The sequence below is a fragment of the Zymobacter palmae genome (assembly GCF_003610015.1).
Lineage (GTDB): Bacteria > Pseudomonadota > Gammaproteobacteria > Pseudomonadales > Halomonadaceae > Zymobacter > Zymobacter palmae.
The window spans coordinates 1,899,641-1,923,160 of record NZ_AP018933.1; the positions used below are offsets into that span (position 1 = coordinate 1,899,641).

18 protein-coding genes and 1 pseudogene are annotated in these 23,520 nt (G+C 51.7%); 6 read left to right on the forward strand and 13 right to left on the reverse strand.

Annotation, left to right across the window (positions count from 1 at the left end):
- Positions 1-99: 99 nt before the first annotated feature.
- Positions 100-1,929 (reverse strand): DEAD/DEAH box helicase, encoded by a 1,830-nt coding sequence (locus tag ZBT109_RS08565; RefSeq protein WP_027706009.1) that lies wholly within the window; start codon positions 1,927-1,929, stop codon positions 100-102.
- A gap of 77 nt (positions 1,930-2,006) precedes the next feature.
- On the opposite strand from ZBT109_RS08565, the gene ZBT109_RS08570 reads away from it, so the two are divergent.
- Entirely contained in the window at positions 2,007-2,561 is a 555-nt protein-coding gene (locus ZBT109_RS08570) for a chorismate--pyruvate lyase family protein (RefSeq protein ID WP_051524161.1), read from the forward strand.
- Here ZBT109_RS08570 and tadA read toward each other — a convergent pair.
- The 3 genes from tadA to ZBT109_RS08585 form a co-directional block, all read right to left on the reverse strand.
- Positions 2,553-3,074, reverse strand: coding sequence for a tRNA adenosine(34) deaminase TadA (gene tadA / locus ZBT109_RS08575; RefSeq protein WP_051524162.1), 522 nt, complete (start codon positions 3,072-3,074; stop codon positions 2,553-2,555). The genes ZBT109_RS08570 and tadA overlap by 9 nt on opposite strands.
- Positions 3,075-3,113: 39 nt before the next feature.
- Complete coding sequence (gene nadE, locus ZBT109_RS08580) at positions 3,114-3,944, reverse strand: ammonia-dependent NAD(+) synthetase (protein WP_027706011.1); 831 nt, start codon at positions 3,942-3,944, stop codon at positions 3,114-3,116.
- Between the two features lie 222 nt (positions 3,945-4,166).
- Positions 4,167-4,970, reverse strand: a complete 804-nt coding sequence (locus ZBT109_RS08585; RefSeq protein ID WP_051524163.1) for a DUF421 domain-containing protein — start codon at positions 4,968-4,970, stop codon at positions 4,167-4,169.
- A 477-nt stretch (positions 4,971-5,447) separates the two neighbouring features.
- Between ZBT109_RS08585 and ZBT109_RS08590 the strand changes: the two genes are divergently transcribed.
- A complete protein-coding gene (locus ZBT109_RS08590) occupies positions 5,448-6,761 on the forward strand; it encodes a NupC/NupG family nucleoside CNT transporter (RefSeq protein ID WP_027706012.1) in 1,314 nt (437 codons plus the stop codon).
- A gap of 474 nt (positions 6,762-7,235) precedes the next feature.
- The gene (locus ZBT109_RS08595; RefSeq protein ID WP_051524164.1) at positions 7,236-8,804 is read left to right on the forward strand and encodes a methyl-accepting chemotaxis protein; all 1,569 of its coding nucleotides are present in this window, start codon (positions 7,236-7,238) and stop codon (positions 8,802-8,804) included.
- A 93-nt stretch (positions 8,805-8,897) separates the two neighbouring features.
- Here the strand turns inward: ZBT109_RS08595 and ZBT109_RS08600 are convergent, their stop codons facing one another.
- The 5 genes from ZBT109_RS08600 to ZBT109_RS08620 all read right to left on the reverse strand — a co-directional run bounded on the left by ZBT109_RS08600 (position 8,898) and on the right by ZBT109_RS08620 (position 13,777).
- A complete protein-coding gene (locus ZBT109_RS08600; RefSeq protein ID WP_027706013.1) occupies positions 8,898-9,242 on the reverse strand; it encodes a zinc ribbon domain-containing protein YjdM in 345 nt (114 codons plus the stop codon).
- A 455-nt stretch (positions 9,243-9,697) separates the two neighbouring features.
- Positions 9,698-10,405: a helix-turn-helix transcriptional regulator gene (locus tag ZBT109_RS08605; protein ID WP_051524165.1), complete on the reverse strand. Its 708-nt coding sequence runs from the start codon at positions 10,403-10,405 to the stop codon at positions 9,698-9,700.
- Between the two features lie 11 nt (positions 10,406-10,416).
- Positions 10,417-11,139 (reverse strand): autoinducer binding domain-containing protein, encoded by a 723-nt coding sequence (locus tag ZBT109_RS08610; protein ID WP_027706014.1) that lies wholly within the window; start codon positions 11,137-11,139, stop codon positions 10,417-10,419.
- A 358-nt stretch (positions 11,140-11,497) separates the two neighbouring features.
- Positions 11,498-12,205, reverse strand: coding sequence for a helix-turn-helix transcriptional regulator (locus ZBT109_RS08615; protein WP_051524166.1), 708 nt, complete (start codon positions 12,203-12,205; stop codon positions 11,498-11,500).
- Positions 12,206-12,607: 402 nt separating this feature from the next.
- A complete protein-coding gene (locus ZBT109_RS08620) occupies positions 12,608-13,777 on the reverse strand; it encodes an aldose 1-epimerase family protein (RefSeq protein WP_027706015.1) in 1,170 nt (389 codons plus the stop codon).
- 803 nt (positions 13,778-14,580) lie between these two features.
- Here ZBT109_RS08620 and ZBT109_RS08625 point away from each other — a divergent pair.
- Positions 14,581-15,027, forward strand: a complete 447-nt coding sequence (locus ZBT109_RS08625; RefSeq protein WP_120185357.1) for a L,D-transpeptidase family protein — start codon at positions 14,581-14,583, stop codon at positions 15,025-15,027.
- Entirely contained in the window at positions 15,024-15,482 is a 459-nt protein-coding gene (locus tag ZBT109_RS08630) for a hypothetical protein (RefSeq protein WP_027706016.1), read from the forward strand. Before ZBT109_RS08625 ends, ZBT109_RS08630 begins: the two co-directional genes overlap by 4 nt.
- A 1,062-nt stretch (positions 15,483-16,544) precedes the next feature.
- Here the strand turns inward: ZBT109_RS08630 and ZBT109_RS08635 are convergent.
- Positions 16,545-16,973 (reverse strand): annotated as a pseudogene (locus ZBT109_RS08635) (transposase); the annotation flags it as partial.
- Positions 16,974-17,095: 122 nt separating this feature from the next.
- On the opposite strand from ZBT109_RS08635, the gene ZBT109_RS08640 reads away from it, so the two are divergent.
- Entirely contained in the window at positions 17,096-18,808 is a 1,713-nt protein-coding gene (locus tag ZBT109_RS08640; protein ID WP_027706017.1) for a hypothetical protein, read from the forward strand.
- A gap of 992 nt (positions 18,809-19,800) precedes the next feature.
- Here ZBT109_RS08640 and ZBT109_RS08650 read toward each other — a convergent pair.
- The 3 genes from ZBT109_RS08650 to ZBT109_RS08660 form a co-directional block, all read right to left on the reverse strand.
- On the reverse strand, positions 19,801-22,455 hold the full coding sequence (locus ZBT109_RS08650) for a TrlF family AAA-like ATPase (protein WP_027706018.1): 2,655 nt from the start codon (positions 22,453-22,455) through the stop codon (positions 19,801-19,803).
- Between the two features lie 380 nt (positions 22,456-22,835).
- On the reverse strand, positions 22,836-23,066 hold the full coding sequence (locus ZBT109_RS08655) for a type I toxin-antitoxin system ptaRNA1 family toxin (RefSeq protein ID WP_456300739.1): 231 nt from the start codon (positions 23,064-23,066) through the stop codon (positions 22,836-22,838).
- A 58-nt stretch (positions 23,067-23,124) separates the two neighbouring features.
- Positions 23,125-23,364 (reverse strand): hypothetical protein, encoded by a 240-nt coding sequence (locus tag ZBT109_RS08660; protein WP_038279308.1) that lies wholly within the window; start codon positions 23,362-23,364, stop codon positions 23,125-23,127.
- Between the last annotated feature and the right edge of the window lie 156 nt (positions 23,365-23,520).

A 23,520-nucleotide genomic window follows, 5' to 3' on the forward strand; every position in this document is an offset into this window, starting at 1 on the left:
GAACGGGCAATGGGAAGGAAACGCGAACAGCGACGGTGATAGGCGCTAAGTGTAGCAAGATCAGCTCCGGACGCCTACCAATCCGCACAGGATTCATGATCATTGCGCAGAGGCCGCACGGCGGTAACGCCCACCCTGCAAAGCATAGTCGAACAGCTTCTCGCGAATCTGCCAGTGCCGCCCCACCTTGCGACCTATCACAAAGTCTGGCGCTCGAAGCCGATGCTGGTCGGCGAGCACTTCATCCAGCGATGCAGGCGACCACGGTATACCCGGCGCCGCCATATGGCGACTCAGAAAGACCTCTTGAAACACATGCCGCTGGGCAGACGTTTCGAGCGCAAACCATTCCGACAGCGTTGCCCCATCTTCATCATGGTACGTAACGCGCAGGCGAGGCAGCCCTTTGCCGTTCACGGTCGCCTCCAACTGCATGCCGCTAACACGCAGCACGAGCGCATCACGCAGCTTCAGCGCTGCCTTGAGCTGATCATCAGGGTCGATCAGGCGCGCTTGGCAGGCGTGGCACTGACGAGCAGCGATATCGTTTTCCTCGCCGCACTGTGGGCAGCTCTTGAAGCGGAAGCGGAACGTACACTGGTGCCCCTCACCGCTATCGTCTTCACACCAGCCCTGACAGCGCCGCCCAAAATGTTCGATGACGAACTCTCCGTCGCGCCGCCCCCAAAAGATATTGGCGAACTCACACTGCGGGCAGATGACCTGTACGGGTTCGGTATCGGGCGCAGGCTTGGCCTCTCCCACCTCCGGCGCGTACAGGTCCCAAGGGTTGCCCGCATAGTCGAGGATCACACAATCTTCCTTATCCGGCGCTAGACGCAGCCCTCGTCCCACGATCTGCTGATACAAGCCGATAGAGGCGGTAGGACGCAGAATAGCGATCATATCAACATGAGGTGCATCGAAGCCGGTGGTTAGCACAGCGACATTGACAAGGTAGCGTAGCGACTTCTGCTTGAACCGCTCAATGATGTCGGTGCGCTCACGCAGCGGCGTCTTCCCGGTCACAAGCGCTGCTTCCCCCTCAGGCAGCAGCGCCATGATCTCTTCCGCATGCGGTATGGTCGCCGCGAAGATCATCACCCCTTGGCGACCCTGCGCTCGTGCCACTACCTCGCTGATGATCTCTGGCGTTGCGCGATGGTGATCGACAATGCCCTGCAAGGCTTTCTCGGTATAATCACCCTGCGCTGAGGGCACTAGCCGTGAGAAGTCATAGCCTTCCACTGCGGCGTCGACACGCACGGGTGGACTAAGATACCCCTGCCGCACCATCAGGCGCAGCGGCTGCTCAAACACGCATTGCCTGAAGAAGCAGCCTTCAGCACCACAGACGCGTCCGTGGTAGTGACGATGATATAGAAAGCCCTGCCCCAGACGATAAGGCGTTGCGGTCAGGCCAAGCACCTTGAGGCGTGGATTAGCCTGACGCAGAGCATTGATCACCTCCGCGTACATGCCATCCTTACGTGCCCGTCGCACGCCGCCTTCCGCATTGGGCAGTGTGCGGGCACGCTCATCGGGCAGTGGCACGCGGTGACATTCGTCGATCACCAGCAGCGTGAATTCACCTGTCGTGAAACGAGGTAGCGCCTTGACCACCGACTGCACCGAAGCGAATACGACCTGACGCTCGGACTGACGTGCATTCAACCCAGCGCTGTAGATATCCGCCTTGACCCCATAGGCTTCATACTTAGCATGGTTCTGCTCTACCAGCTCGCGCACATGAGCCAGCACCAGCACACGCCCTTTTGCGCGCCGTGCCAGGTCAGCGATGACCAGCGACTTCCCACTGCCGGTCGGCAAGACGACGACTGCCGGATCATCGCTATGACGAAAATGGCTGATGACGCGCGTAACGGCTTCTTTCTGATAGGGACGAAGCGTGGGCGTGGTAGAAGTCATGACAGGCAACAACCGGATTGAGATAAATGATAGAAAAGACCGTAGAGACAGGCAGGCAAAGTGACAGAGCACAGCACATGCCCTCACCGCTTATTTCCTATGCCTGTGCAGAGACGCCCCAGCCTAGCGCACAGCAGCACTATTGGCTAACGCGATCAGGAGCGCTGACGGAAGCCCTATGCCAGCTGGGCGAATTTTCGCTCGATGTGGTTTACGAAGGACGCCTTGAGGCCTGCGAAGAAGACGCTCAGCTGCTGGCCACCACTGCACATACGTCGCTCTGGGTAAGAGACGTGCTACTGCTGGTCGACCGACAGCCACTGGTCTATGCCCATAGCGTGACCCCGTCTATCGCCACCGCGCAAGGCCACGGCTGGGGAGCGCTGCGCGCCCAGGGACAACAGCCACTGGCAACGGTGCTCTATCATGACCCATGCATCCAGCGCTCGGCCTTCGAATGGCAGCAAGTACAGCCGCCACGCGCCCTGAATCATATGCACTGCGCCGATAAAAATAGCGCGCCACTATGGGCGCGCCATTCCTGTTTCATGCGAGAAACTCAGCCGCTGGTGGTCGCAGAAACCTTTCTTGAGGCGTTCTGGCACCACCCTGGCCTTGCCACGCTACGCTGACGGGTCGGCGTCGGGAGATACGGCCGCCCGGCGTTCGGCGAAGAATTGCTTCAACAACCGACGTGCCGGCACTGCTAACACACCACCGTCTACCGTCAGTCGGTGGTTAAACCACGGCTGAGCCGCCAGATTGGCCCTCGACTCCACCATTCCCGTGCGCGGCTCGGCAGCACCGTATACGACACGTGCAATGCGCGCATTGATGATGGCGCCCAAGCACATCATGCACGGCTCCAACGTCACGTACAGCGTGCAGTGTTCAAGGCGGTAGTTGCCGATGCTGCGTGCCGCGGCGCGCAGGGCTTCTATCTCCGCATGAGCCGATGGATCATGATGAGAACAGGGCGCGTTATGCCCTTTCCCGATCACCTCACCCGACGCCGACACAACAACCGCACCGACAGGTACTTCGCCAGCCGCCATTGCGCAACGGGCCTGCTCTAGCGCCCGATGCATGTAATAGTGGTCGCCACGCGGCAATGGCTGCTCCGAGGCCGTATCATTCAGGCGCATACACACCCGTCCTATCCAGCGAACGCTCGCATTTAATGCTCAATCCTGTTTCCACCAGTCATCCAGCGGCGACACCGGCTGCGTGCGTTTGTGGCGAGTTGCCAAGAAGATCCGTTCGACTTTGCTTGCCACGTTATCATCGACCGGTTTGCCTTCCAGATAGTCGTCGATTTCACGATAGGTCACGCCCAGCGCCTCTTCGTCGGGCAGTGCCGGCCGATCGTCTTCCAGATCGGCCGTCGGGACTTTCTGCCACGTGCTGGCGGGTGCGCCCAGCGTTTGCAGCAGCGCAGCGCCCTGACGCTTGGTCAATCCGGTCAACGGCGTCATATCGACAGCACCGTCACCGAATTTGGTGAAGAAACCGGTCACAGCTTCTGCTGCATGATCGGTACCGACGACCAGATAGTTGAGCTGACCCGCAATGGCGTACTGCGCCACCATGCGTTCACGTGCTTTGACGTTACCGCGCACGAAATCACGTAGGCGTGTTTCACCCAGTGCCGTCGCAACAACCTGCTCGCCAGCGTCGGTAGACGGACGAATATCGACGGCGACCGAGCGGTCCGGCTTAATGAAGGCCAGTGCTGTCTGCGCATCGTCCTCATCCTTCTGTACGCCATAAGGCAGGCGCACGGCGACAAATTCAACGTCTTTGCCTTGTTGACGCAGCCCTTCGACGGCCAGCTGGCACAAACGCCCAGCTAGCGTTGAATCCTGCCCCCCGCTGATCCCCAGCACCAACCCTTTGGCAGGCGTCGCGCAGAGATACTGCTGGATGAAGGCTACGCGCGCCTCGATTTCCTGCTGAGGATCAATGGCGGAACGGACACCCAGTTCACGAATGATACGCTGACGAAGCTGCGTCATCGGCACACCTCTTCTTTGTTGTATGGTGAAATACGTGGCAATCAAGGTGCGTGCGACAGCGCCTGAAAAAAGCACCGCATGTGTGGCCGCACGCCCGGCGTATCTGGCTGATGGCAAAAACAAAGCGGGCCGACAGATACGAACTCCAAGAGTCTACCATCAGGCCCATAAACACGCACACCGCCAGCAGGCGGTGTGTTGTTGCAAAATGAAATTAATTGTCTACATCTGTTGCGTCGCTTGATCGTTGGCCTGTCGCTGCTGCTGGCGCGCTTCCGACTCATGGGCCTTAGCTTCACGCTCGCGATCCTGCTCGGTTTCGGTTTCCGACCGGTCAATGATCATCATGTCGCCCTTGGCAGTGTTGCCCTCATCATCAAGCTCCTCCGTCCATTCCGCAAAGAAGATCGACTCTAAGTCATCGCCATAGCCTTTCTTGTGCAGCTCTTCGCGCAGCCACGCTTCATCGCGCTTGAGAAATGCCAGTCCGTCTTCACTAATCTCGCCATTCTTGACGACCAGCGCCGACAGGCGCTTTTCGTCGTACTTGATCACGGTCAGCTGACTGTTCGGTTCCATCTGAGCGTAGCGCACATCGCGAACAGAAAAGATCCCTTGCATGCGCAGCAGCGTTGCAAAGCCACTGATACTGATATCCAGCTCGTTGAAACGATCAAGCTGGAACTTGCCGTCGATGACCAGCGGGATCTCAGAACCGACCAGCACCTTGCGCGCCGACGTCGAGGCTTGACTGACTTTTTTCACGGTAATAATCAGGGTCTGCCAGATGATCAGAATAATGATGAAGTGATGAATGGTGATGGAATCGCTGTAGATAACCCCACCCAAAATTCCCCCCATCACGAAGTTGCCGATCAGATCCAGCGGTGACATCTGATTGAGCTGCCCCTTACTGGTCGTACGCAGCGCCAGAATGAAGGTAGCCAACCCGATCACCAGTTTGATAGCGACATAAACATAGGGCCATGCAGACGCAACGATTGTTTCCCACAGAGAGTGATCCATTCACCTATCCCTTTTTCATCCGTGAATGATAATGAGCTGATGGACAAGATTCGCAGGGCTTGCCTGCTGGTCTCGCCACGTCGTTATTACTTGCTATTGAATGTAGCAGCTATCGGAAAGGCGTCGCAGGATACAAATAAAGGGGCGTATAAGAAAAGAAAATCATGATGCAGGATTCGTGCCCGTTAACGCCTACTTGGGAGTCATGATGTGACACAAAGTAGCTAAAGTGCAGCATCCTGCCTCGCGCTCTGATAACATACGCGCTCGGTTCACTACCGAGCATTCAACGCCACGCCATTAACAGATCGTTGCCGCTAGCGATTGACGGGAAGCGCCTTTAACCGCGCGCCTCTCGGGCTTTTGTGCAACATGATGAAATGCGCATCTCTTTTTCGGCACGAAATCTGCCTTCGGTATGGACAACGCGCTTGATGCCACTCAAGTGTTCCCCATAGTTATCGTGGAGCCTGTCCCATGAAGTTTGCGGTTGCCATTCTGAGCCTGCTGGTCATCCTCGGCCTGGCTTATGCCTTTAGCAGTGATCGAAAGCAGGTTCGCCCTGGTCCAGTCCTGCTACTGCTGACCATCCAGATCGTTCTTGCCTTCGTACTACTGAAGACGACCGTGGGTGCTACGGTTATCCAAGGCTTTGCCGGTATGTTCGAAAAGCTGATGTCCTGCGCCCATGAAGGTATTGCCTTCGTTTTCGGCGGCCTTGTTCCCGATCCTAGCAGCAATAGCTACACGTTCATCTTCTTCTTCAATGTACTGCTGCCCATCATTTTCGTTTCGACGCTGATCGGGATCCTGCAACACATCAAACTGTTGCCATTCCTCATGAAAGCGACCGGCAAACTGATCAGCCTGATCAGCGGCCAAGGCAAACTTGAGTCCTACAACAGTATTGCCTCCCCTATTCTCGGTCAATCCGAAGTCTTCATCTCGATGAAGCGCCAGCTGCCATTTCTATCGCGCCAGCGCTTGTACACGTTGTGCGCCACGGCAATGTCGACGGTATCAATGTCAACGGTCGGCTCCTATATGACCATCATGAACGGTATCACCGATAAGGCCCAAATGGGCGCAACAACGGGGGCAACGTTCGTCGTCGTAGCACTGGTACTCAACCTGTTCGGCAGCATCATCGTGGTGTCACTCATCAACCCTTACAAGGTGTCTGCTGAAGAGGACAACCTCCAGGTCGAGCTACATCACAACCAGTCTTTGTTTGAAATGCTGGGCGAATACATCATCGATGGTTTTAAGATTGCCATTATCATTGCGGCCATGATGATCGGCTATATTGCCTTGCTTAAGCTGCTTGATCGCTCGGTCTTTTTCTTGCTGAGCCATGCCGATATGCTGCTGCATAGCGCATTCAACGTTGATCCTCGCACGTATATCGATCCACAGACACACATCATCCCGCACATCACCTTCACTCAAATTCTGGGCTACCTGTTCTCGCCGTTAGCGATGCTAGTAGGTGTCGATGTCAACGAGGCGGCAAATGCGGGCAGTATCATGGCCACCAAACTGGTCAGCAATGAATTCACCGCCATGCTGCAACTTCAGAATTCGGGGTCGCTGTCTGCGCATACTATTGGGGTGATTTCCGTCTTCCTGATTTCGTTTGCCAACTTTTCATCGGTAGGGGTTATCGTGGGAGCCATCAAAGCGCTCAATGAAAAGCAGAGCACTGTGGCAGCCCGCTTCGGTCTGAAGCTGTTGTTTGGTGCCACGCTGGTCAGCCTGTTGTCGGCAACTATCGCAGGACTGTTCATGTAAGTGATCAGCGCTCTTGTGCGGTTAGCGCACGCCCAGCGAAGACAAAGCACGAATGAAGAAATGCATACGGCCAGTTCATCGAACTGGCCGTATGCATTCATCCCCTGTCAGAAACAATGATGACGTACATGCCGCCACCCTGCTTCTGCCTGCTCCTGTCGGCATTGCTCTCATCCCCATAAGAGCATCATCATCCCTGACGCCGACCATGATAGGCCATCTCTCTAAATGCTAAAGAAATGAAAAGCCTTGTCGAACAAGGCTTTTTCCCTCTTTGGTACTCTCGTCTTCTACTGCTCGTCTATCACTGCTCGCCTGCTGCCGGTAGACGCAAGCGACTCAGCTCCCGTACCAGACCGGCTCTGTTTCATATTGCCTATTCGACACATTGCGCGCCCTATTGGTATACCCACGATAAAGCCAGGGTATTACAGGCCGATAACATCGGTTTAATTCGATAACCTTGGCGCCCGCATGACACGACACGATATACGACTGACCTACCTGGTCGCTTTTCTATTGGCAGGCATACTGACCCTGTTCACCGTCACGCTGATCATGACGTACCGAAGCAGCCTGTATGCTGATGAAACACGCGATAGACTGGACATCGAACACCAGCTAGGCATTCAGCTGAACGATGCTGTCAGCGACCTACGCCGCGCCCGACTGGCCCTGTATCGCGCCACCGCAACGGCCATTGCTGGAGACCGAGCCACCACCACCAAGGCCATCGACATCGTCAACAGCCTGACACAGCACGCCAACGACAGCGTTAATGCTTTCCGTTCTTTGAACGGTGGTCGCCCCGGTATCGACGAAGCGGCACTCCAACGCGCTTTCAGTGACTATCAGGATCACCTGATCACACCCGCAATAGGTGCCGCCACCGCCGGTGACAGCAAAGGCATCAATGCCGTGGCATCCAAAGGGCTGCCTTACGACCAAGCCCTGACCCAGCAGCTCGCTGCTACACAGGCCACCATCGATGCGCGCCTTGGCGATGCGCGCCAACTGATGGACCGCCTCAATCACCGCAATGCGCTGATGATGGCACTTTCGTTCGGTGCCATGCTGGGGCTGTGCGGTGCGATCTTCATCATCCTGCGCCGCCAGATCATCGCCCCGTTGCGTCGCATGCAGCGGCACTTCGACCGTATCGCTGACAACGACCTCTCCCATGCCATTGCAGACCATGGCAAGAACGAAATAGGCCAGCTGCTCTCTTCACTGGCCCATATGCAGCACAACCTGCGCGATGTGGTGACGCGCGTGCATGGCAACAGTCGCGTACTGCACGATAACGTCCAGACCATCCATCAAGACAACACGGCTCTAGCCGAGCGTACTGACCAGCAGTCCGGTGCCATTGCAGAAACGGCCGCGCATATGGATACACTGACGGCCATCGTCAAACAGAACAGCGAGCATGCTGCCCAAGCACAGCAACGCTCCGTAGCCGCCACACATAGTGCAGAACAAGGAGGCGCGGACGTTCAAAGCATGGCGCAGGAAATCAGCGAGATCGCGCGCATGGCAGAACAGATCACGTCCATCACGACTATGATCGACAGCATTGCGTTTCAGACCAACCTGATTGCACTGAATGCTTCGGTGGAAGCTGCTCGCGCAGGCGAGCACGGGCGTGGTTTTGCAGTAGTGGCGGACGAAGTGCGCAATCTGTCCACCCGCTCGACGCAGTCCGCTCACGAGATCGCCACACTGATCACCGCCATCAGCGACAAGATACGCTCGGGCAGCCAACGCGCCAGCGATGCCGGCACAACGATGGACAACGTCATCAACGGTGTCCGTGAGGTCAATTCATTGATCGAACATATCACTCAGGCATCACAGGAGCAGCACCGCAGCATCTTGCAGACTCACAGCGCCTTCAATGAGATCAACCAGTCGCTGCGTGACAATGCCCGCATGGTTGATGACGTTGCCCGTTCGACGAACGCTTTAAAGGCCCAGTCAGCCGCACTCACCGCACTGGTCGACGACTTTTCATTGACAGAAGAAACCGCATCGACACCGTAGGCGCTTATAGCGCCGCGATTAGAATGCAAAAAGGCCTGAGCAGAGATTGCTCAGGCCTTTCCTTTAACCACAACACGCGCTGTATCGATGCCGTTATGCTTTCTTAACGAACATCGATTTCAGCTGCATGGCACCGATACCCGGCACTTTGCAATCAATGTCGTGATCGCCTTCAACCAGACGAATGCCCTTAACGCGCGTACCCACCTTGATGACCTGGGAAGAGCCTTTCAGCTTCAGGTCCTTGATGACAGTGACGGTATCGCCGTCCTGAAGGAGGTTGCCATGAGCGTCATGAACGACCAGACCTTCTTCTTGAGCAGCGCTGTCGCTACCGTCTTTGGCCCACTCATGGGCGCATTCTGGGCAGATGAACAGCGGGCCATCTTCGTAGGTATATTCGGAACCACAGGATGGGCAAGCAGGTAATGCGCTCATCAATTTTCCTTGTCTACGTTCTTCTAATGTCCCACAAGCCCAGCCTTGATAAGGCTTGCGGCGAGGTAATGAGCGAAGCATGTTACCACACATCGCTTTTTCATGCCGGGACGCACAGTCGCGCCTCGAATTCACTGTGATCAAATTGTGACACGGGGTTCTGTGGTTGCTCTCCAACACACCAAGCCGCGAGACAGACTCACGCTCCAAGTATGCTCAGCAAAGTCTTACGGAGACTGCACGGTTTACGCACAGCCCCCTGCAGGCTCAGGGTGTACACATATGCCTGAGCTCAAGCACGCTCTTATCTTCGATACTCCCCCACCCCAGCATGAGCGCTTGCACGAATCGATTCTTCGATGCGATAAAGCCCTCGCCTCTGTATCTTTACCCTATACCCCGCGCGCGCTTTCTGGCCGTCAAAGCCCTACCTGCGATTGCCGTTCAAGCAGGGATCAATGCAGCAGGCCCAAGAATACCGCGCGCACAACAGCCGCCGTCTTATTCGGCGCATCCAGCTTCATCATGGCATTGCGCAGGTGGAAATTGACCGTGCTGACGCTGATGTTCAGTATCTGAGAGGTCTGATCCGATGTTTTGCCATCGCCTGCCCAGCGCAGCACTTCCTTCTCACGAATGGAGAGGCTGACAGGACTGTGCTGACGCATTCGTGACATAGCACTATGAACAGCCGTGGTGATCCACTCAAGGTGAAAGTTCACTTCATTTTCAAGATAAGACTGCGAAATGACCTGGTCGCTGTCCACATAGAACATGCTGAACTGACCGCCCCCTTCCATGACCGACTGCGCCCAACCTCCGCGGTGTCCCCAGCCAAAGAATTCTTCGAACAGCTCGGGGTCCTGATCGAACAACCCACCTTCATGCTGACCAGTCCAGATAGCAGGTGCAGTCGTTCGTGAACAGTGACGAGGAATTGGCGCATCATCATAGCCACCGGAGGCGTTCTTTTGATGCACCGCATCCTCAGATGAACCCAGTATACAGGCCTTCCTATTGGCTAACGGAAGCGCGAGCTGTGTCCGCCATGTGCAGAAATTAAATCCCAAAGGCTTGACCGCTTCCAAGCTCACATCAACGATGTCCTGCATGTTCGTTTTTTCATGAAGCGACGTAAACAAGTCTATCTGCCAATTATTCATGGCCAACTCCTTCAATCAATCAGTCCAAGAAAAAGGGCATGAACAACTAATGCGTGCACGCTGTCGCAGCCAAATTTCTTACGCAAATCATCTAGCATCGAAAAAAGCTTTATTGCATTAATACTGCTATCTGCCATCACGTTCTTTATAGACGCATTATGCCAATACAGCTTTCTTAGAAGCGCAATCTCATCAGGAGAAATATAGTGATCCAATGAAGACTTCTTTAGTTCATCCATGCGGATATAGGCTGCCGCACTCACCCATTGCATGTGCTGTTCGGCATGCCACATTTCATCTGGAGAAAGAATGCTTCGGCTTTCCACAAAGAATATGCCTTTCTGACCATCATGGGCCGAGGTAGAAATGGCCCAACCGCTGTGATGGCCTGTGCCGTAATACTCTTCCAGTACCTCTGGAGCCTGAAAGAATAGGTCTTCGTCCGTTGTTCCCCGCCATGAAATGGGGGCTTGAGAAATCGCGCAGTGCCGAGGCACAGGAGCGTAGTCACAATCGCCATTAGCGATCTTTTCCAATGCCTTATCTTCGATAGCATTGAACGCCACAACACCATTGCTGTTGTTGTTTTTTGCGGGCTGCGTGTTAGTACGCCATCCGCAGAAATCGAACCCAAAAGGCCGGACAGCATCCAGAGAAACATCCATAACCGTTTTTACGGAATGAGCTGAATCCAGCGCTGAAAATAGATCCAGTTTCCAGTTATTGGTGTTCATTTCTTTAGGATATCCTCTTGATTAACGCCCACTCTAAAAAACTGCCGAAACCATAACTACTGTCCTTTATGACAGGTATATATAAAACAAACGGTATACAAGCATTATCGTACTATGCATCTTCCATTTAGAGCACGCCTCATCCCCCCAATACCTATGTCATTGAGGAGCCTTAACATCATAAAATTGCAATAGAAACCGTCTATTTTAGAAAGGGGAAAAGCAATCATTCAAGTTATGAAACAACTAGTTAAGATGCCATTCGAATAATATCATTACATAAAAAATAATGGTTATTCATCGAAGCCCGGTGCACAAAGTGTGCGCACCGGGCTTATTCCACAGCATTCATGCCTTATTAATGCAATAACCCCAGAAATATAGCACGCACTACTGCTGCCGTTTTATTAGGTGCATCAAGCTTTAGCATCGCATTGCGGATGTGAAAGTTGACTGTACTAGCACTGATATTCAGTATCTGGGCAATCTGATCAGATGTCTTTCCGTCCCCTGACCAACGCAGGATTTCCTTTTCGCGTAAGGACAGCTGAACATCATGCTGCCGCCGCAGTTGAGACATGGCGCTGTGCACAGCGGTCGTGATCCACTCAAGGTGAAAGCCCACCTCACGCTCAAGATAGGACTGCGGCATTATTTCGGCGCTATCAACTAAGAACATACTGAACTGCCCCGCGCCTTCCATCACCGATTGCGCCCAACCACCTTTATGACCCCAGCCAAAGAACTCTTCCAGTAGCGCAGGATCCTTTTCGAAAATCGCCCCCTCATGCCGCCCGGTCCAGATCGCAGGCACGGTCGTCTTGGAACAGTGAGTCGTGATGGGGGCTTCGTCATAGCCACCCGCCGCATTTTTCTGATGCACCTTATCCTCGGAGCTGCCTAGGACACACGACCGTCTGTGCGCAAGTGGAAAGGCCAACCTTGTCTTCCACGTACAGAAAGTAAAACCCAACGGCTGCACGGCCTTCAGCGCAACATCGACCACATCCTGCATACTGTTCTTTTCATGCAGTGCCGAAAAAAGGTCTATCTGCCAGTTATTCATTGCATCCTCTCTACTTTATTCATTTTTATAGGAATGAAGAGCCAATGCACCACCATGCCATCCCGACCAACAAGGATTAATTGATATTCAGCTTATCTCATCCATATTCAATAGCCGGTGGTCCACTTAGCGCATTCATACTCATCTGGAGCAATGATACCCATCTTTGTTATATATTCATGCCTCTATTCCGCAATAACATTCAGGCTATTCACCCCAATATTCAGCAAGACTAAAATAGAATAACCAAAGGTTAATTACTTATTAACACATAAATTCGTTCAACAAATAGAAAATGATGTTATCCATAAAAAAGAAGGCCCCTTTCTTTATGAGAGGAGCCTTCTTATTGAAGAGCAGCGACTATCGCGTCATTTTGACGCTCACACTGCTGTCAGCCACTTATTCGTACGCAATCGGCTGATCGCTGACCGTCGTTTCGCGTCCGGCCTGAATCTCTTCGACCTCACGTTCAACCTGAGCGATATCATCAGCACCGTGCAGCAGCGTGTAGATCACGTTGAAATCAACGGATTCGCCTGCTGCCAGGGATTTGACACGGCCTTGCTCACGCTCAACCGTAACGGGGTAGCAAAAACCAGTACCCGGTTCGATACCGGTAACGTAACCGTGCTTGAGGGTATCGGTGTTCTTCCACAGCGACAGTACCGGCAGCGTACGGGTGTCGAAGGCGATAGCAACGCCGCGTTCACCCGCTTTGTCGATCAGCGCCACTTTGGTATTGCCCGCTTTGTTCGCATACGGACGAATATTAAACATCATTTCATCGAAGTTCGCCGTCGGACCAACGAACGTCTGCCAGTCGGACAGACCCGGTTTGGCGTAGTCGTTGAACGGAGAGATGTGCTCAACCGGCGCAACGAAGCGAGCGCCTTCTTCCAGCAGCGGCGCACCGAAGTTGCTGTGGTAAACCAGCTGGTAGTCGTGCGGGTATTCGCCGACGTTGGTCAGGTGATCGTGGATGGCAAAGGACTGGCTGCCCAGTTCATAGGACAGTTCCGTCCAGCATTCGAAGTAGACACCTTTGAACACTTTTTCTTTGACCAAGCCACGAATGCGAACGGTCGGGCGATCTTCATCGCTGATTTCGACTTCTACGCGTGATGCCGGCAAGTTGCCTGCACGGCCGTGCAGCGTATAGAACATGTTGCCTTCACGAACGGGGTGGCCCGCCCATGCATAGCCGCAGCGCACCATCATTTCATTGAAGGATTCCGCCCAACCACAACCACCGTTTGCCTCAAGGTTGATGGTTTTCGGGTGAGCGATTTCGTCTACCGGGGAATCCCAGCCAAGGCGTGTGCCGTCGTGGCTGAAGACTTCCAGAATATCCATGCCGCGTGTCGGGCACAGGCTGATGGTCAGGCCGTTTTCGCAGGTCAGCGTGATGACACGCACGCCATCCTGACGACCGCCTTCCAGTACTTCTTGAGTCAGCGTGAACGGGGTATCGCTGATGCGATCGCTATCGAAGCTATCGCTATCAAAGAACCAGTCACCTTCATCGTAGCCCATTGCTGTGTCGGACAGGGTAAACAGCAGCTTTGCCATGAAACGCTCCTTGCATACATCAAGGGATGTTCTTCAGTCGAGGGACTCCGCAGGACAGTGCTTCCACTGCCAGAGAGATTGCGGAGCAGTCAACTACTCAAATACTGTGATCATGAATAAGCGCTTATGAAACAAATTACAATCCGACCAAAGTGGAGAAGTTACTTTTTTGCAAGAAAAATGAGGATTTCATCTTTTTATTCTAAAAATCAAGCACTAAAAAAACAGCTAATTCTTCTAAAAAAAGCTCCCGTTATAACTAACAATGACTTTAATTCACGGCAATCGGTAAAGTGTAGCGACTTCATTCTGATCACTCATGTGCTCAAGATGCCTTGTCTCCCGAGCAACCCGCATGCCCGAATATCTCCTCGTTGCGTGATCACCCATAGTGCAAGAAAGCTCTCTACAACGCCATCTGTGCATTGCCTGAGCAGCTACACCATGAATTTTCACTCACTGCATCGCTACAGACGCAGCTAGCGTAAGGCTCGGACAGAAGGCGTTAATCGCAAGGCCAACCCTGATGGTTCAAAACCCATCTGCTCGAGGTCTATAACGCCATTATTCTTAGTCATTGGGAAAGCGATCTTATTAAAGTTAAAGGCATATAGAGGGTGCACTCAGAGCTAGCAACCGCCCTATTTTCACCTCCTACACCCACTCCTGACCTTAACTATTTTTCTTTTAGCCTGAATTGGAATTGATTCGAGTCTTTATCTGGTGACAACGAAGCAATTATGTAACAGAATTAAGCTGTTAGCTTCTGCACATAACTTGAGTAAAAAGAAAGGGGGAACAGGATGTCACGTTTAGAATTTGATGGCATGCAACACACTATTACACTATACAATGCGAAAGAAGAAAATGTTGGGAGCTGGGAAGCATACAATCACATTGATTCACGAATGAAGATGCGACATATTCCTGATCGAACATACATTATGCAAGATAAATCCTCTACGCATATGCATCCGAATCACCCTGATTGGGACACTTCTGATGGCAAGTTTGGCCCATACGGTATCGTTAGATTCTATGTGCCAGGGCATGACGGTGTTGGTGTGCATTCAGGGCGAAAACATGCTCCATATCAACCTGGGGCTATCCATGCGACAGAAGGATGTATCAGAACAATAGATGAAGCGATGCAAACTATTCATGATTTAATACAACAGGATGAACTAACAACAATAACCATCCTTAATAACTTGCCAAAAAATATTCATTCAAATAAAGGTGCAAAATGAAAAGTATATTCAAAGCAAGTGCAATAATTCTGCTGTCAATAATATCAGTTGACGCCACCTCAAAAATTCCGTGTAATAATGTCACTGAAAGTGAATATGCTGACAAAATGTTAGATGAATTAAATGGCTGGAATAGTATTTACAATTATTATTACAAATACAGCAAATATGGCTGCTATTCAACAGGTTATTTTGGAGAAAGTATAGCTGATTCTATTGCAAAAATATTAGCAAACAAATGGGATACATTGGATGAATTAGCCTTAAAATCTAACAACAATAAAAAATTTGAAAAATTTGTTTTAAGCAAAATAGATTCCACCGTTGACGGAAATGATCTGATTAAAATACATGAACTAGCAAATAAAAATTGCCCAAAGGGCTTGTCAAAAACTTGTAGAAACATTGATAAAGAAGTAACAAGATCATTCAAAGAAATGGGTGGGAAATTCTAGCATTATATTAAGTTCGTCTTCTAAACTGCGCCCCGAAAATTGGACAGAGCGAGTCCGATTTTCGGGGTGTTTTTATGATGGCCGAGGACGTTGGCTACGCATCATGGATGCGACACCGCTGGGTAGGGTGGTATCACCGGCATGGAGGAAACAAAGCTTGCCAGAAAACCAGTTTCAAACTGCCCGTACCGCGGCTAATGCGCGGGAAGGGATTGTCTAGCGGCTATGTGCCAGCCTTAACTGATTTTCGAGGAGGTCCGCGCACCTAAGCCCTAAGCCCTAAGCCATCTCAATTGTTATCCCTTCCAACTGAAGGGACTATCACTACTTCATCAAGGCTAAGTTAAAAAGCCTGAGCCCGATACTGCGTCGGACTCAGGCCCTATCAACCCAGTCTACTTTTAACTGCCCTCCTTTGTAGGGCTAGTTAATTACGCGGACCTAGATGCAATTATTACTAAATAATATTTAGCAGGAAATCATTCCCCTACTAATGATAAACAAACAGAAATAATTATTATAAGACAACGGGTTACAAAAAATCCACGATCAAATACCATTAAAATACTATACAGAGAAAAAGCACATCAGAGCATAAGCAGCATCGTAGCGGACCGTCAACCGCCTTATGGAACCCCGTCTCGCAATTTGAACAACAACGAAAATTTGCATCAATGCCCGAATTTCCGAGCCAAGCAGCGGGTGTATAAAAGCCTAACGTCTTCCGTAGCCTCTGGCTCAATTGCCAAGCAATAGCATTAAGTTGACTCTGCGATAGCCCAGAGATCTATGCCTTGGATAAGTAAGTTCGACCTGATGTCAGGTCTTTTTTATGGAAAGAAACCTCGCTTTGATAGCAGCAGTCTCACTTTTGCGACCACCAAAGTAACTCTTCACACAGCGCTGTTAGATAAATCCAGCTTGAGGCGAGTTACCCCAAACCTTGGCCGTGGCTATGCCACGGCTACCGTCTGAGGACTGCCTAACTCAGTAAATCGATTCAATATGGCTCCTCTGATTTGCAGCTCGTTGGCTTGGCGCTCAAAGGCGCGAGACATCACACAAGTCCGGCATCACTACTGCATCACTAACGTTGTTGAACGTCACACAGATAGCCCTAATCTGCAGTGTCTTAATCAATGCCAATGTGCAGCTTGCGCCATTGCCGACGACGCTCAGACCTATGCTTTTTGCATTTCCACTCGCTTTCACTCAGGAACTTATTCCCGTTGAATCAACCAACAAATGCAGCGCTGACTCAACAAAAACCGTGGTCTGCCGCAGTGCTAGGCCAAACAAATTCTTGAGTGTCAAATAAAATTGGATAGCCGCATCAGAGAACTTCGGACTGCGTCCGCGTTTGCCGCTTGCCGCGGTAAACCAGTACACGCGCTTGTCTAGCCAGACCGTCAAAGAATCCCGAGCTTTAAGGGCTGCGTTGTACTGTTTCCAGTTGGTAGCTGGATAACAGGGCTTGTGGGGCTGACTCATGCAGCAAGCTTACCGATTGAAGGGCAACGATCTATACAACAACACCTTTTTAATAAGGATCTAATTGCCAGCGTCCTATGCTACATTTGATTCAAATTGTAAAATAATGGAATAGGTGCAGCATGCGTTTCTTCGATAAATTCAGCGCAGACAAGTTAAAAGATGCAGCTTCAGCTGCCAAAAAGAAGCTTGATGACGCAGCAAGCGAAATTGCAGCCAAAGGCGCAGAGGCGGCAACCGCCGCGTCACAAATGGTCAAAGACTTCGATTATCAAGAAGCGCAAGCAACTGCTAAGCGGACTGCATCAAACATTGCGTACCAAGCGGGTAATGCTACAACGAAGGCTATCGATGCAGTCATGGAACATGACTATGCGGGCACCCGTGACTATCTTGCAAGTCAAGCCGTCAAGGCGAGCGATGGCGTTGTGAACATGAAAGACAGCGCGGTCGATGCCATACAGAATTTCGACCTGAACGAAACGACAGAAGCCGCTATAAAATTTTCTAAACAATCAGCAAGCAAGCTCAACCGCATGTTTCGCGATACCCTAGAACTGGATAAGACCACGTTCGATATGGTCAACGAAGTTAAAAAGCGTCTACCTACCCCAGCGAGCTCAGTGGACGACATCTACGAGCAATGCCGCAAAGAATCAATTCGACGAGCGATCACTGCTTTTATGCTAGGAGGCATCCTAGATGAAAAAAGTGCGGCTAAATATGACAAGCTGACTGACGACTACGATACCTATCGACACGAAAAACAGCGCACGTTTGGTGACTACTCCCATGCAAAGCCCTCTGATAAAACGCCGAACGGCACGGTTTTCCGGAATGACTACAACCCGGATGAACCTTTGGTCTATGAACGAGATAAGGCTACTATTGTCTCGGTCGATCACATCACCTCAAGAAAAGAAGTTTTCTCTTCTCTGCTATTGAAAATAGGCCTGACCGATGAACAGTTGGGTAAGGTCGTGAACGACCCCAGTAATCTGAAGTACATGCACCGAAGCATCAACAGCCAAAAGGGTGAGGCTGACCTGTATGACTGGCTGTCCGCGAATTCCAAGCCACATCCTACCGATGACGGTAAGTTGATCGTGACAATCAAGGGATCAGGTAAAGAGCATGTCATCGACAAAAAGGCGGTCGATGAAATTTATGCAGATAGCAAGCAGTTTATCCGCTCTGCAAAAATCCAAGCCGTTAAAGAAATCGGTACTACTGTTGCCCTCACTGGTGCGACCATGGCCGCACAACAAGTCGTAGGCCTGATTGTGGTGGAGACCATTGACGTGTTCATGAATGAACTGAAACGCATGAAGTTTGTCTCCGAAGAAGGAATTGTTGAGGAGATGAAGCTCAGCAAGAATCGCCTGAGCGCTGAACTCACCAAGCGTTTTGAAGAACGTCAAATTTGGTCGCGTGCGAAATCGCTGGGCATTGAGGCTGGCGTAGCAGGCGCCTTGAGCGTGATACCTCAGATTCTCATTTCTTTGGTATTGAAGATGCCTTCATTTGTCTTTGCGCTGATTCGTGAGAGTACCCTAAGTATTGTGCGTGCAATCCGTATCGTTGCCAGCAACGAGCCAGATAAGTTGGCGGCCTTGCAAGTCGTGATTATGGGCGCGGCATCGGCTGTTGCCGGCATTTACGCTCAACGGGTTATTAGCCAAGGCATTGCCGCAGTGCCATTACTGAATAAATTTAACTCGCCAGTCTCCTCAGTCCTGTCAGGGGTGATTGTCACCGCTGTCCCTTTGGCCGCGATTTACACGTTCGAGCAAAACAAAGCAAAGTTGGTGCTAAAGCTGGTCGGCCCCAAGTAGCAGAAGGCCACTATGCAAAACAAAAAGGCCCACCAAAACAACTGGCGGACCTTTTTGTAATCTGAGAGCACTATGCTGGGAACATGATAAGTTTGAATATGCCTGCCTCAAGCTGCGCAGGTTCGGATTGGCTCATTCGTGGATATTCGTCTGCGGATGGTCTGTCTCCGATAGAGTTCGAGAGACGTAATCCTGTGCCATCTAGGAAAGGCTCGTCGATTCATTTTCTAGATGATTTTTGACTTCACGCGGTTGCTTCATCACTTTTACTAAAAGACTGCTCGTTGACAAAGAGCGGGCGTTCATGTTGCAGAGGTGATGGGCAGCAAACATTGCAGAACAACCAGTGCCTTCCACTCACAGAGCAGCAGGACACAGCGCAAATTGTCCCCAATTTGCAGGCTTCTAACAAATACCATGCCTGTCACTGGATATGCTCTTGGCATCAGCGTTACCCAGCTTGTGACACCTGATTCAATGCCATAAAAAATGCCATTGATAACGCAAAAAACATCATCGATGGCACGTTAAATATTATTTGAATCAGATGGTTAGAAAAAAACCCACTCCTACTTAATTATAAACCACATAAAAACAATAATACAAAACAGCATCTTAAGTAAGATAAAACATACTAACCCATTAAAAATACCATATTCAAATCAAAGAGGTGGAGTGCGTCCAGTATCGGCGTCATCCGACTTGGTATCACCTTCCGAGGTCGTGATCACCTGCCGCAACAGAATGTCCAACTCGGCTGGATCAGCGTGGAATAGCTCAGCCACGGTCTCGCTGTGTAGTCTGTCTTTTATTTAGTGCAGTCCTCTTTGCTGATCGTATGCACTATTACAGCGTGCCCATTAATCATTAACTGCGGATAGACTGACATTCACATAGTAAACTTTCACATATCCGTATGCGGGGCTGTCACCACCAAAATGCTGGTTCTTATGTTGCACTCCAACCCTCGTGCAATCCGCTGACGCCGCATCTCAGAATTCATACTTTTCCTTGCGCTGGATGAAGGCATCGCGCCCTCCTTCCAGAATGCTAGCAACTTGATCCCGAATCACCGGCACGTCAATCGACCCTTGTGTCTCTAGCTCAAGGCAGCCCTGATTATCAGCCGTGGTAAAGACGCCAATCCACTCAGCGTCGCCAAACACGGGGATGTTCGCGTTGTGCGTCGCAAACAGAAACTGTCGACTGGTCTTAGCACCCCTCAACTCGGTGACGATTCGTTCCGCTATAAAGGCGTTGTCTAGGTTGTCCTCAGGTTGATCCATGATCAACGGATCGACGTTCTCCAGAAGGAGCATGTGCAATATCGCCGTGCATTGCTGCCCAGTCGATAGTTTGCTCAACGGGCGGAAAACTGGGTCAGCCTGACCGTGAGCGACGTTCAGGGAAATGTCTACTCGATGATCCAACTCCAGTGCCTCTAGCTCCATGAGCTGTGATGGTTGGAGCTTGGTCAGCGCCTCAGCCACCATCTGAGTGACATCCCAGTCCCGTTGAACATCAGCCGAACCATTCTGGATCGACTGAGCTAACGACAATGGGCTGATCGTCTCAGCTTCTTTGATCCATGCCAATCTCTTTTCCTTAACACCTTCTAGGCTGCACTCCAGCAGGAAGTTCAGCAGCGGAGAGCGATCAGCCTCCGGCACGATCTCGACCTTGAGCTTGCCTTTAAGTCGCCTGTTCAGGCGCTTTGCGGCCTTCTGTAGGGCCTGAATGCGCTGCCCTCGTAGATCTGACAGCTCGCCCAATAGGTTGCGCCGCTCTTGCTTCAAAGTATTGCCTTGGCCCTCGTGCGTTGACAGCTCTATTTTCATTGGCTTGATGTGCTCAATTTCGCCCATAACCCTTTGATAAGCAGCACCAACTTCTTGCCCACTTTTACCCGCTGCCGAAGGAAGCGCCCGAAGCGCCTTCTCCAGTTCAGCTTCATGCCCTTGGATGGCCTGTTGCCAAGCATCTTGCTGAGCAGTGAGCTGACCTGACGCCTTGTCCAACAAAGCCGTCATGGCTGCCAGATGGCCCATGAAGCCTTGGCAGACCACCTCCAGCATCGTACGCACCGCAATCAGTTGGGCTGCATCAGGTAGCCCTTCGAGGGCTTCATCATTGATAAAGTCGAGGTCGGGCAAGCGGTCAAAAAAATCGGCAAGGGCGTCCCGCAAAGACTGCGCGCTCTTTGTGGCAGTATTGGCAATCTCCCGTTCTCTGGCGAGCAGCGAGGTCTTGGCCAGCTTCTCCTTGATGCCCAGTCCTTCAAACCCACGTAGTTGCTCTTCCAACTTCGGCAGGCGATCCACCTGCGCCTTAACATCATCGAGGTCGGAAAAGGACTTCGCGAGCTTTCGCTGGTTCTCAATCAAGCGCCGGTGAACATCAGTGCTCTTCGTCTCATAGTCTCCGTCCTGTGGAAGGAAGCAATCCAGCAACTGCAAGCGGCTGGTTTCATCCTGAGCCAGCTCGTAAATTTCGTTCTGCCCATAAATGTCGATGCCGGGTAATAGGTCTCTCGGGAGAAGAGTGGAAACGTTGCCGTCCAAGTCACGAACAATCGGAGATTCGCCATAACGCCGAGAGACTGTGTACTGCTTACCGTTCTGAGCTGACGACATCACCACCAGCTCCAATCGGCCCGCCGCGCGGCCAAGGTTCTCCTTGATGATCTCCTGATGGAGCTTCAAGGCTTGCTGGCCTTTAGGTAGAAAGTTCAAGGCGTAGCGCAGACATTCGAGCAAGGTTGATTTACCTGTCCCTCGACCGCCGATAACGGTGTTGAGGTGATCGGAGAAGTCCACGCGGACGCCATCCAGGTAGCCACCCGTGACGGTCATGCGGAGCACCTTGCCAATCGGACTTTCGGCCTGCTGCGAGTTCAAACGGATGCGTGACCCTGGGTCAAGGAAGGCTACCTTGAACGCTGCAAAGTTGGGCCGCGTCATCTTGATGAGGCAAGTGGCTCCCGGTTGCTCCAAGTCTTCCGGCTTGGCAACATCTTTGGCATTGATAACAGCTATTGGCCGCTCGCGGTGATAATCATCGTTTTTGTTCAGCAGCACCTTACGGTAGAAATCGTTTTCCACTCCTGCCAAGTCATCTACCGGCCCCGGAATCTGGGCCGAGCGTAGCTTGGGCAGCGTCCACACATGGTGGAGCCGATTCTTTAAAAGCCCGCTATCAGATGTACAGTGTGCAGCGTAGATGAAGCCACCAAGCTGATCGACCCTCTCAATTAACTGCTCGGAACTCAACCGAGAGGGACGAACACCATCCGCCGGATCAAGTAGGTCAAGATTACCAAGATACCGTTCAAGCTGTTGTCCCGTAGTCTCTTCCGAAAACAGGCAAACATAGTGGGTTTTGTCATTTGAGGCTATTTCGAAGCCGGGAAACACCACGATACCATGCGGCTGAATTACCTCACGCATGGCATCGATACTGCTCACACAGCCGTGATCTGCCACCCCAACTACATCGACGCCCAATTCAAGACACTTATCAAGTAGTGCCTGGTTATACGTAACCTCATCTAAACCGTGATCTTTTCCTCTATATGAGCTGTTGTAGCTGACAGGGTTGACTTGGAGCGCACAGCGCCAGAATTTTGCACAGGTGAATTGTTCCTGCATGCCGCTCTCCTTACGAGCCATCAGCCCAAGCGTAGCCTCTGCCGCGACATGAACAGCCAATGCTGCCGCAAATGTTTTTTAAATCGGTCATTGATGACCGCCTAGTGAAATCGCTGGAATTAACCGAACACGCTCTGATACCGTGGCTTATAACTAATTAAGCATAGCCAGGTTATGGTAAATATCGACATGAGCCGAACTGTTGGCCTTGATTAATATGCTGGCCAATCAGGCCGACGCAGAAGCCTACTGAGCTTCTCCGCTGCCGCCCAAGGAGTGTTAATAAATTGATGCCCTATAGGTTACCGAGAATGGCCAAATGAAGAGAGGCGGCCACTGGCCGCTTCTCTTCACCTTCTTCGCATTTACTCAAAACGTTATTAGCCACATTCTTGACGTAACACTTTCATAGCTTTATGAAAATCTACCCTAGTCGCACGGCCCGTTCCGGCTTGGTAGTACACCACCATGAAAGCGTTAGCGACAGCTTCAGCCAATGGTCCAAGGCTCCGCGCCTCTTCTTGGCTGATGTACTCCATAGAGGTAAGTATAGCTGCTGCCTGATGAACTGCTTGCCCTGATTCGCTACTATATATTATATTGCGTTTCACCCCTCCAGTGGGGTGTTAAGTGAAAGTGCCGGGGGTGTTTTGGGCCCGCCCGGTGCACTTAAAGGTACAGCCCCGCCGCTTTAGCGAATGCCGACCGCTTATTGCTGCCACTCTTGGCTTTAATTATCACCGGTTTGATTTCGGCCTCTCGCACAGAGTCTGGGCGTGCTACAAAAGCCGCTGTCTCAGCCTCTGCATCAACCTCGGTCGATTGATCGCCCAAAGGCGAAACAAACACCTGCACTTCCTCTTGGCGTTCATCCAATGCTGCGAGCGCGACCATATACGGTGTCATCATTGCTCTAGCTCCTGCTTTCGTTGTTATTTGTGTCACAATTCGCGGATGAGGCCGCTTCGTCGTTGCTCGGAGCGCCACCCAAACTATTGCCATCGAATTGGCCAGACTGCCCCGTTTCCTTCGGCTCCATGCTCGGCATATTACTGCCTTTGCTTA

What these genes read in the sequence shown, in the direction of transcription:
- ZBT109_RS08565 (WP_027706009.1), bottom strand. Translation starts at nt 1,929, where the DNA reads ATGACTTCTACCACGCCCACGCTTCGTCCCTATCAGAAAGAAGCCGTT.
- ZBT109_RS08570 (WP_051524161.1), top strand. Translation starts at nt 2,007, where the DNA reads ATGCCCTCACCGCTTATTTCCTATGCCTGTGCAGAGACGCCCCAGCCT.
- tadA (WP_051524162.1), bottom strand. Translation starts at nt 3,074, where the DNA reads ATGCGCCTGAATGATACGGCCTCGGAGCAGCCATTGCCGCGTGGCGAC.
- nadE (WP_027706011.1), bottom strand. Translation starts at nt 3,944, where the DNA reads ATGACGCAGCTTCGTCAGCGTATCATTCGTGAACTGGGTGTCCGTTCC.
- ZBT109_RS08585 (WP_051524163.1), bottom strand. Translation starts at nt 4,970, where the DNA reads ATGGATCACTCTCTGTGGGAAACAATCGTTGCGTCTGCATGGCCCTAT.
- ZBT109_RS08590 (WP_027706012.1), top strand. Translation starts at nt 5,448, where the DNA reads ATGAAGTTTGCGGTTGCCATTCTGAGCCTGCTGGTCATCCTCGGCCTG.
- ZBT109_RS08595 (WP_051524164.1), top strand. Translation starts at nt 7,236, where the DNA reads ATGACACGACACGATATACGACTGACCTACCTGGTCGCTTTTCTATTG.
- ZBT109_RS08600 (WP_027706013.1), bottom strand. Translation starts at nt 9,242, where the DNA reads ATGAGCGCATTACCTGCTTGCCCATCCTGTGGTTCCGAATATACCTAC.
- ZBT109_RS08605 (WP_051524165.1), bottom strand. Translation starts at nt 10,405, where the DNA reads ATGAATAATTGGCAGATAGACTTGTTTACGTCGCTTCATGAAAAAACG.
- ZBT109_RS08610 (WP_027706014.1), bottom strand. Translation starts at nt 11,139, where the DNA reads ATGAACACCAATAACTGGAAACTGGATCTATTTTCAGCGCTGGATTCA.
- ZBT109_RS08615 (WP_051524166.1), bottom strand. Translation starts at nt 12,205, where the DNA reads ATGAATAACTGGCAGATAGACCTTTTTTCGGCACTGCATGAAAAGAAC.
- ZBT109_RS08620 (WP_027706015.1), bottom strand. Translation starts at nt 13,777, where the DNA reads ATGGCAAAGCTGCTGTTTACCCTGTCCGACACAGCAATGGGCTACGAT.
- ZBT109_RS08625 (WP_120185357.1), top strand. Translation starts at nt 14,581, where the DNA reads ATGTCACGTTTAGAATTTGATGGCATGCAACACACTATTACACTATAC.
- ZBT109_RS08630 (WP_027706016.1), top strand. Translation starts at nt 15,024, where the DNA reads ATGAAAAGTATATTCAAAGCAAGTGCAATAATTCTGCTGTCAATAATA.
- ZBT109_RS08640 (WP_027706017.1), top strand. Translation starts at nt 17,096, where the DNA reads ATGCGTTTCTTCGATAAATTCAGCGCAGACAAGTTAAAAGATGCAGCT.
- ZBT109_RS08650 (WP_027706018.1), bottom strand. Translation starts at nt 22,455, where the DNA reads ATGCAGGAACAATTCACCTGTGCAAAATTCTGGCGCTGTGCGCTCCAA.
- ZBT109_RS08660 (WP_038279308.1), bottom strand. Translation starts at nt 23,364, where the DNA reads ATGATGACACCGTATATGGTCGCGCTCGCAGCATTGGATGAACGCCAA.